Source organism: Rhizobacter sp. P1_G5, from assembly GCF_056405435.1.
Window position 1 is genome coordinate 1 of record NZ_JBFUCB010000221.1, and the last position, 8,877, is coordinate 8,877.

Genomic DNA, 8,877 nt, shown 5'->3' on the forward strand with positions numbered 1-8,877 from the left:
CACCAAGCAATCAAACAGACAGACGCAATCAAATGCCAACCGATCGCCTCGGCCAACTCACGCACCTGGTGATGACGCGCTTCACGTTGAAGGGCGGCACCGTCAAGCTCGATGAATCGGCGACCTTCACCGTGCAGATCAACCCGGCCGACTTCAAGCACACCACCGGCATCACCTACGACAAGAAGAAGACCCAAGGCGATCCCCAGGCCACCCCGAAGTTCGCCGCGGTCGGAGATGAACACGTCAGCTTCGCCCTCGTGCTCGACGGCACCGGCATCGTCCCGCCCGGCGCCAACGGCAAGCGCGAAGACGTGCGCACGCAGATGAAGAAACTCAATGCGGTCGCCTTCCAGTACCTGCCCGACACCCAGGAACCGCCCCTCGTGCGCCTGCTGTGGGGCAGCCTGATCTTCTTCGGCCGGCTCGAATCGATGAACACGCAGTACACCCTCTTCAAGCCGAGCGGCGAACCGCTGCGCGCCCGCGTCGACCTGAGCTTCCTCGGCGCGATGAGCAAGGAGGAGGCCCAGCTCGTCTCCAACCGCAGCCCCGAGACCAGCGTCACGAGCGTCACCGTCGTCGACGGCGACACGCTGCCCCAGCTGTGCGCCGACCACTGCGGCAGCGCCGCCGCGGCCCCCGCGGTCGCGCGCACCAACAACCTGCCCAGCCTGATGGCCCTCACGCCCGGCACGACGCTGGCGATGGCGGCACGGCCCGCCTAGTCGGATCACCCCATGCCTGGCGTCTCCCCCCTCGACAACGCCGACGGCGTCGTGCGCCTGTCGCTCAGCTCCGACGGCACCGAACTCGACGCGACCATCGACGTCATCTCGATCTCGGTGCGCCGCGGCGTCAACAGCGTTCCCTCGGCCCGCATCGAACTGGCCGACGGCGACATGCCGAACCGCAAGTTCCCGCTCAGCGACGCCGCCCACTTCAAGCCCGGCGTGCTGCTGTCGATCAAGGCCGGCTACCAGTCGGCCCCCACCACCGTGATCTTCGAAGGCCTCGTCGTGCGCCACGGCCTGCAGGTGCGCGGCGACAACGACGCCCGCCTGATCGTCGAATGCCGCGACAAGGCCGTGCTGATGACCGTCGGCCGGCACAACGCCAACTTCATCGACCAGACCGACAGCGCCATCATCGAGACCCTGGCCGGCGACCACGGCCTGAGCATCGAGGCCGATGCCACCGAGCTCAGCCACACCGAGCTGGCCCAGCACTACTGCAGCGACTGGGACTTCATGCTGTCGCGCGCCGAGGTCAACGGCCTGCTCGTCATCGCCACCGACGGCAAGCTCGCCGTCAAGGCCCCTGCGGTCGATGCCGAGCCGGCGCTTTCGGTCACCTACGGCATCGACGTGATCGACTTCCAGGCCGACCTCGACGCGCGCAGCCAGCTCGCCAGCGCCCAGGCCTTCTCGTGGGACATCAAGGGCCAGGCCGCGCTCGAAGGCACCGCCAGCGCACCGGTCACGCTGCCGAAGCAGGGCGACATCGATTCCGCCACGCTGGCCCAGGTGATCGGCCTGCCCACCTGGCGGCTGCAGTCCGGCGCACCGCAGCCGCTGGCCGCACTCACCAGCTGGGCCAAGGCGCAGCAGCTGAAGGCCGGCCTCGCGCGGCTGCGCGGACGCATGAGCTTCCAGGGCTCGGCGCTCGCCACCGTCGGCGGCCTGATCGAGCTCGCCGGCGTCGGCACGCGCTTCAGCGGCAAGGTGTTCGTCACCGGCCTGCGCCACGAGATCGCCGACGGCAACTGGACCACCGAGGCCGAGTTCGGCCTCGCGCCCGACTGGTTCGTCGAACGCCCCGACGTGGTCGCGCCACCCGGCGCCGGCCTGCTGCCCGGCGTGCACGGCCTGCAGGTCGGCATCGTGATGAAGCTCGACGCCGACCCGGCCGGCGAACAGCGCGTGCAGGTCAAGCTGCCGATGCTGCAGGCCGCCACCGAAGGCATCTGGGCCCGGCTGCTGCAGTTCCACGCCAGCAATGCGTTCGGCGCGTTCTTCCTGCCCGAGGTCGGCGACGAGGTGGTGCTCGGCTACTTCGCCGACGACCCCTCGCACCCGGTCGTGCTCGGCAGCCTCTACAGCAGCAAGCAGGCCACGCCGTACCCGCTGGAGGCCGCCAACGACATCAAGGCCATCGTCACCCGCTGCCGCGCGAAGCTCGAGTTCAACGAGAAGGACAAGGTCATCACCGTCATCACGCCCGGCAACAACAAGATCGTGCTGAGCGACAAGGACAAATCCATCCTGCTGCAGGACCAGAACGGCAACAAGGTCGAACTCGCGCCCGGCGGCATCACGCTCGACAGCCCGGGCGACATCAAGATCACGGCCAAGGGAACGATCACGCTCGACGCGGTCGGCGCGATCTCCGTCACCTCCAAGGCCGACATCAAGCTCAGCGCCCTGAACATCGCCGCCGAAGCCCAGGTCGGCTTCACCGCGAAGGGCAACGCGAGCGCCGAGCTCTCGGCCGCCGGGCAGACGGTGGTCAAGGGCGCGATGGTGATGATCAACTGACCTGCACGGAAGCACCGCCATGCCGCCCGCCGCCCGCCTCACCGACATGCACGTGTGCCCGATGGTCACGCCCGGCCTGCCGCCGATCCCGCACGTCGGCGGGCCGATCGTCGGCCCCGGCGTTCCGACGGTGCTGATCGGCAAGCTGCCGGCCGCGGTGCTCGGCGACAGCGCGGTCTGCGTCGGCCCGCCCGACACCATCATCCAGGGCTCGACCACGGTGCTGATCGCCAACAAGCCGGCGGCGCGCATCGGCGACCCGACGGCGCACGGCGGCAGCATCGCGATGGGCTGGCCCACGGTGCTGATCGGTGGATGACTCGACCATGGGCCTCGACAGCAACAAGCGCTTCCTCGGCACCGGCTGGGCCTTCCCGCCGGCCTTCGACGGCCGCACGCTGCATGCGCTGACGGTGTCGGAAGACCAGGACGTGCGCGAGAGCCTGCGCATCCTGCTGTCCACCGTACCCGGCGAGCGCGTGATGCACCCGACCTACGGCTGCGGCCTGCAGCGCATGGTGTTCGAGAACATCACCGAGAGCACGCTGACCGAGATCCGCAGCCTGGTCGAGAAGGCGGTGCTGTTCTTCGAGGTGCGCATCACGCTCGACCAGGTCGAGATCGACACCTCGGACCTGTACGAGGGCGTGCTGAAGCTGCAGCTGAACTACACGATCCGCAGCACCAACGTGCGCGACAACATGGTGTACCCGCTGTACCTGAACGATGGTGCGGCGCGCGAGGTGGCGGCATGACCAGCGGAACCTCGCAGAATGAACGCTTTCCACCGGCGCTGGCCGACGGCTACTTCCGCGTCGACGAGCTGCCGTTCGAAGACCGCGTCGCGATGACGGCCACGCTCGCGCGCCAGCTGCGCTTCGTCGACCTCGACAACCGCGAGGCCGGCGACTGGCGCGCGATGTTCGCGAGCGACGTGACGATGGTGCTGGCGCGTATCGCCAGCATCGACGTGCAGGCGCTGCAGGAGGATTTCCTGCACGACGCCGACTCGGCGCCGCTGCCGCGCCTGGCCCACCAGGTGGTCGAGCTCGCGCAGTGGATCGACCTGTGGTTCAAGTCGCTCGACGGGCGCGAGGATGCCGCCTCGCTGGCGTTCCGCGGGCGCATCCACCAGCTGGTCGACCAGCAGCTCGGCGCCGAGCTGCAGTGGGTGCACGAGCGCTTCGGCAAGCGCCGCTGGCAGGACCGCGAGGTCGGCCGCTCGCACGAGCGCCTGGCCGGCATCTGGAGCAGCGGTGCGCCACTGCTCGCGACGGCTGCCGCCGGCCGTGACGAGCGCGAGCTGCTGCGCGAACGCTACTTCGTGTTCCTGGCCGCGATCGACACGCTGCGCGCGCTGGCCCGCGAACTGCTGCCCGGCACGCTGCACAGCGGCACGCACGAGGCGGCGGTCGGGCTGCTGATCGCGTTCCTGAAGGTCTATGAATCGGCGCAGCGCGAGGTGAACCGCTTCACCGCGCGGCACGTCGATTTCTACTACCGCGACTGCCTCGGCTTCGGCCCGGCCGGGCCGGTGGCCGACGAGGTGCACCTGGCCTGCGCCCGCGATGCGCGCGGCGAACGCCTGCTGCAGGTGCCGCAGGGCACCGTGTTCGACGCCGGCAAGGATGCGGCCGGCCAGCCGCTGCGTTTCCACAGCGCGGCACCGCTGGTGGTGACCGATGCGCGCGTCGCGGCGCTGTGCACGCTGCGGATGGAGCGCGATGCGCGGATCTCGCCGGAGTGCGAGTTCGGCTTCGTGACGCGGGCCAAGGCGGCGCGGCCCCCGGTCGGTGTCGCGGACGGCAGCAGCGCCTGGCCGCTGTTCGGCGGCGGCGCCGGGGCGGTCGATGCGCGGCTGGGCCTCGCGATCGCGTCGCCGCTGCTGTTGCTGCGCGAGGGCGAGCGGATGATCCGGGTCGAGTTGCCTGTCGGGGAGGGCTCGGCCGATGGCGCGCAGGCGCTCGACGCGCTGGTCGACGCGGTCACCTTCGCGACCGACCCGGTCACGCTGCGCGATGCCTTCGGCCGGCTGCTCGGCCACTGGCTGCTGTCCGGCAGCGCCGACTTCACCGAAGCGCAACTGCGCCGCATGCGGCTGGCCGCGCACCGCGAGCTGCAGGGGCGCGTGCCGCAGGCGCACAGCGTCGGCGATCCGCTGGTGCTGCTGGCCGGCGCGCAGGCGCCGCAGCGCGTGCTGGTGTTCGAACAGCTGTTCCACGGCCTGCTGAAGCTGCACCTGAGCGCCGCGAACGGCTGGCTGGAGGCCACCGATGCCGATGTCGACCGCCTGCCGGAAGGTGGCCTGTCGATCACGCTGCGGCTGCGCCCCGATGCGCCGGCGATCGTCGGCTGCGAGCCCGCCGTGCATGGCAACGACTGGGGGACCCGGCTGCCGGTGCTGCGCATCGAGCTCGGCACGCAGGGCCGGCTCTACCCGTACTCGCTGCTGGCCGACCAGCCGCTCACCGAGGCGCGGCTGCGCGTCAGCGCCAGCGGCGTGCGCGACATCGTGCTGCACAACAACCTCGGCCGGCTCGACCCGACCAAGGCCTTCCACCCGTTCGGCCCGCTGCCGACGCTGTCGTCGTACCTGGTGGTCGGCGCGCGCGAGGTGGCGTGCAAGAACATCCAGCGCTTGTCGATGCAGCTCGAATGGGGCGGCCTGCCGCCCGACGCCGGCGGCTTCGACACCCACTACCGCGGCTACCCCGACGAGCAGCGCCGCGGCGATTTCACGGCCGCGCTCGCGATCCTGCGCGACGGGCTGTGGCAGCCGTGCAGCGGGGCTTCGGCGCAGCAGCCGCTGTTCGCGCCGCCGGATGCCGCCGCCTGCCTGCAGCCGATGTGGGAGATCGAGGTCGACCCCGGCTCGGTGCGCAAGCACAGCCGGGCCGGCGACCCGGCGGAGTGGGACGGGCCGCTGCCGCGCAACGGCCTGTACCGGCTGCAGCTCACCGGCCCGCGCGGCGCGTTCGGCCATGCCGCGTACCCGATGGTGCTGGCCGACACCGTCACCGCGAACGCGCGCAGGAACCTGCGCGCGCGCCGGCGCCAGCTGCTGCCGAACCCGCCCTACACGCCGCTGATCGAGCGGCTGACGCTGAGCTACGAGGCGGCCGGCGTGATCCGCCCCGGCGCGCAAAGCCCGAGCGAGAAGGGACCGCTGGAGGCCGCGCCGGACGTGGAGCGCCTGCTGCACCTGCACCCGTTCGGCGTCGACACGCTGCATTCGGCGGCGGCCGGCGCGAGCCACGGGCTGCTGCCGCGGCCCGGCGACGACGGCAACCTCTACATCGGCCTCGCGGCCGGCGAGCCGGGCGGCACGCTGACGCTGCTGTTCTCGCTGCTCGAATCGGCTGCCGACGCGACCCGCTCCGGCGCGGTGCGCGCGCCGGTGCGCTGGGCCACGCTGGCCGGAGACCACTGGCGGCCGCTGCCGGCGGCGCGCGTGCTGGCCGACAGCACCGAGGGCTTCCTGACCTCGGGCATCGTCACGCTCGACCTGCCGGGCGACCTGACGCTGGACAACGAGGTGATGCCGGCCGGCCTGTACTGGCTGCGTGCGTCGGCGGCCGCCGGCTTCGAGGGGTTCGCGGCGCTGCAGTCGGTGCAGGCGCATGCGCTGCGCGCGCGGCGCGTGCTGCCGACCGGGGCGGCGATGTTGCAGATCCTGCCGCAGGGCCGCATCACCCGCCCACTGGCCTCGCTGCCGGGGCTGTCCGGCGTGCAGCAGGTCGGGCCGTCGTTCGGCCTGCGCCCGGCCGAGGACGCGGGCCTGCTGTACACCCGTGCCGGCGAGCGGCTGCAGCACAAGCAGCGGGCCGGCACCGCGTGGGACGTGGAGCGGCTGCTGCTGGCGCGCTTTCCCGAGATATTCAAGGTGCGCTGCCTGTCCGGCGACGAGATCGCCGCGGCCGGCCAGCCGCGGCCGCCGGCCGGCCAGGTGCTGGCGGTCGTCGTGCCGCAGGTGCCGCGCAACGATCCGGCGTTCGCCTGTGCCGCGCCGCGCTTCAACGCGATCGAGCTGCGCCGCATGGCCGACTACCTGCGCGAGCGTGCGTCGCCGTTCGCGAAGGTGGTCGTGCGCAACCCGGTCTACGACCGGCTGCAGCTGCGCTGCGTGGTCGGCCTGGCGCGCGGCGTGCACGAAGGCGAGGCCTTGCAGCGCATCACGCGCACGGTGGTGGCCACGCTGTCGCCGTGGTTCGACGACGGCTGCGGCCCGGCGTTCGACTGGGTCGTGCGCGGCGAAGACCTCGAGGCGCGGCTGCGTGCGCTGGACGGCGTCGACTACGTGACGCAGCTGTCGCTGCTGCACCTGACCTGCAGCGACGCCGGCGTGTACACGCTGGTCGACACCGCACGCGAGGGGCAGGGTGAGAGGCCAGGTGAAGGGCGGGGCGAACGCRGCCACGCCGTCTCGCGCGCCCCGTGGAGCCTCGCGCTGCCGATGCCCACGCACATCGTCACCGCGGCCTCCGCGTTCCCCGACCCGGCGCCGCAGCCGACCGGCATCGCGCAGCTGTCGATCGGCAGCACCTTCGTGATCGGGGGCGGCGCATGACGATCCGCAACCGCAAGACGCTGCAGCACTTCTTCGACGAAGGCCGCTTGCCCACGCGCGACCACTTCGCCGACCTGATCGACTCGATGCTCAACATGAGCGACGAGGGCTTCCACAAATCGGCCGAGAACGGCATCGAGGTGTCGTCGCCGGCCGGCTACGACGCGCTGGTCAGCTTCTACCGCGAGCAGAGTTCGCGCACCGCGCTGTGGTCGATGAGCTACGGCGGCGACCGCGACCAGCTGCTGTTCCACCACGCCGGCGTCGCCGCGTCGCGCGGCCGCAAGCCGGTGCTGGCGCTCGACGCACAGGACCGCGTCGGCATCGGCACCGCCGAGCCGGCCCAGGCGCTGGACGTGGCGGGCGTCGTCGCCTCGCAGGGGCGAGTCGGCAGCTGCCGCTGGCCGGGGCTCGCGCCGGCGCTGGCCGACGGCGAATGGCACGACCTCACCGGCCCGCTCGGCGGCTGCCAGGCCTTCGAGGTGATGGCCGGCGCCGGGCACCCGGGCGGCGGGCGCTTCGCGCTGATGCACGCGATCGCGATGAACACCTACAACCCGACGCGCGGCTGGCTCGACATCCTGTCGCGGCGCAAGCGCATCCGCTGCRACAACACCTGGTACGGCCGGCGCTGCGACAAGCTCGAATTGCGCTGGGAAGGCAGCAGCGGGCGCAACGCCAGCTACCGGCTGCAGGTGCGCTCGAAGTGCGATTACGGCAGCGGCGTGCGCATCCAGGCGACGCTGACGCGGCTGTGGTTCGACGAGACCATGCAGGGGTGCGCGCCATGAGCGGTGAACGCGACGACGCGAGCTTCGCGCGGCTGCGCGAGCAGGGCATCGCCTGGCTGCAGGCCGTCAGCGGCCACGCGTGGACCGACCACAACCTGCACGACCCCGGCATCACGATGCTCGAGCAGCTGTGCTTCTCGCTGACCGACCTGGTCTATCGCGCCGATTTCCCGGTCGCCGACCACCTGACCGGGCCGGCCGGCACGATCGACTACGACGCCTTGTCGCTGCACCCGCCGGCCGAGGTGTTCCCGTGCCGCGCGACCACCGGGGCCGACGTGCGCCGCCTGCTGCTCGATGCCGTGCCCGGGCTCGACGACGCGACGCTGCAGGCGCGCGACGACGGCGTCGTGCACCTGGTGCTGCAGCTGTCGCAGGGCGCGGCCGAGGGCGAGGGCAAGCGCATCGCCGATGCGCGCGCGGCCTTCCTCGCGCAGCGCAATCTCGGCGAAGACCTCGACCTGGCCGTGACCGCGGTGCAGCCGGTCGCCTGCGAGCTGCATGCGCAGATCGAGATCGGCGGCCCGCGCGACGCGGCCGACGTGCTGGCCGAGGTGTACGACCGCTGCGACCGCTTCGTCGCGCGCGCCGCGGTCAGCCGCAGCCTCGACGAGCGGCTGCGCGCCGGCGCGTCGCTGGAGGAGATCTACACCGGGCCGGTGCTGCAGCACRGCTTCATCGACGACCTGCCGATCGGCCAGGACGGCGCGCAGCGGCTGTTCCTGTCGGACCTCGCCGCGGTGGTGCAGGCGGTGCCGGGCGTGGAAGGGGCGCGGCTGTCGCAGCTGCGGCCGGCCAATGCGGCGGCCAGCAACGGCTCGGTCGCCTGGCGCGGCGACAACTGGGCGCTGCGGCTCGCGCTGCCGAGCGACGGCTCGCCGGGCACCATCGGCGTCACGCGGCGCGGCAACCCGGTCGCGGTGGCGCCGGCCGACCTGTGCCGCCGGCTCGAAGACCTGCGCGCGGCCGGCCGCTCGAACCG

General features: G+C 71.9%; 7 protein-coding genes. All 7 read left to right on the forward strand.

What is annotated here, in order from left to right; all coding sequences use genetic code 11:
• Positions 1–32 precede the first annotated feature (32 nt).
• Positions 33–728: a CIS tube protein gene (locus AC1D12_RS16455; RefSeq protein ID WP_197066873.1), complete on the forward strand. Its 696-nt coding sequence runs from the start codon at positions 33–35 to the stop codon at positions 726–728.
• 12 nt (positions 729–740) lie between these two features.
• Entirely contained in the window at positions 741–2,537 is a 1,797-nt protein-coding gene (gene vgrG, locus AC1D12_RS16460) for a type VI secretion system tip protein VgrG (RefSeq protein ID WP_477825933.1), read from the forward strand.
• A gap of 19 nt (positions 2,538–2,556) precedes the next feature.
• Entirely contained in the window at positions 2,557–2,856 is a 300-nt protein-coding gene (locus tag AC1D12_RS16465) for a PAAR domain-containing protein (RefSeq protein WP_465113107.1), read from the forward strand.
• Entirely contained in the window at positions 2,849–3,292 is a 444-nt protein-coding gene (locus AC1D12_RS16470) for a GPW/gp25 family protein (protein WP_465113108.1), read from the forward strand. The genes AC1D12_RS16465 and AC1D12_RS16470 overlap by 8 nt, the downstream gene beginning before the upstream one ends.
• On the forward strand, positions 3,289–7,104 hold the full coding sequence (locus AC1D12_RS16475; RefSeq protein WP_477841575.1) for a baseplate J/gp47 family protein: 3,816 nt from the start codon (positions 3,289–3,291) through the stop codon (positions 7,102–7,104). Before AC1D12_RS16470 ends, AC1D12_RS16475 begins: the two co-directional genes overlap by 4 nt.
• Entirely contained in the window at positions 7,101–7,895 is a 795-nt protein-coding gene (locus AC1D12_RS16480; protein WP_477841580.1) for a hypothetical protein, read from the forward strand. The genes AC1D12_RS16475 and AC1D12_RS16480 overlap by 4 nt, the downstream gene beginning before the upstream one ends.
• A partial coding sequence (locus AC1D12_RS16485; RefSeq protein WP_477841582.1) for a baseplate wedge protein occupies positions 7,892–8,877 on the forward strand: 986 nt, incomplete at its 3' end. The genes AC1D12_RS16480 and AC1D12_RS16485, both read left to right, overlap by 4 nt.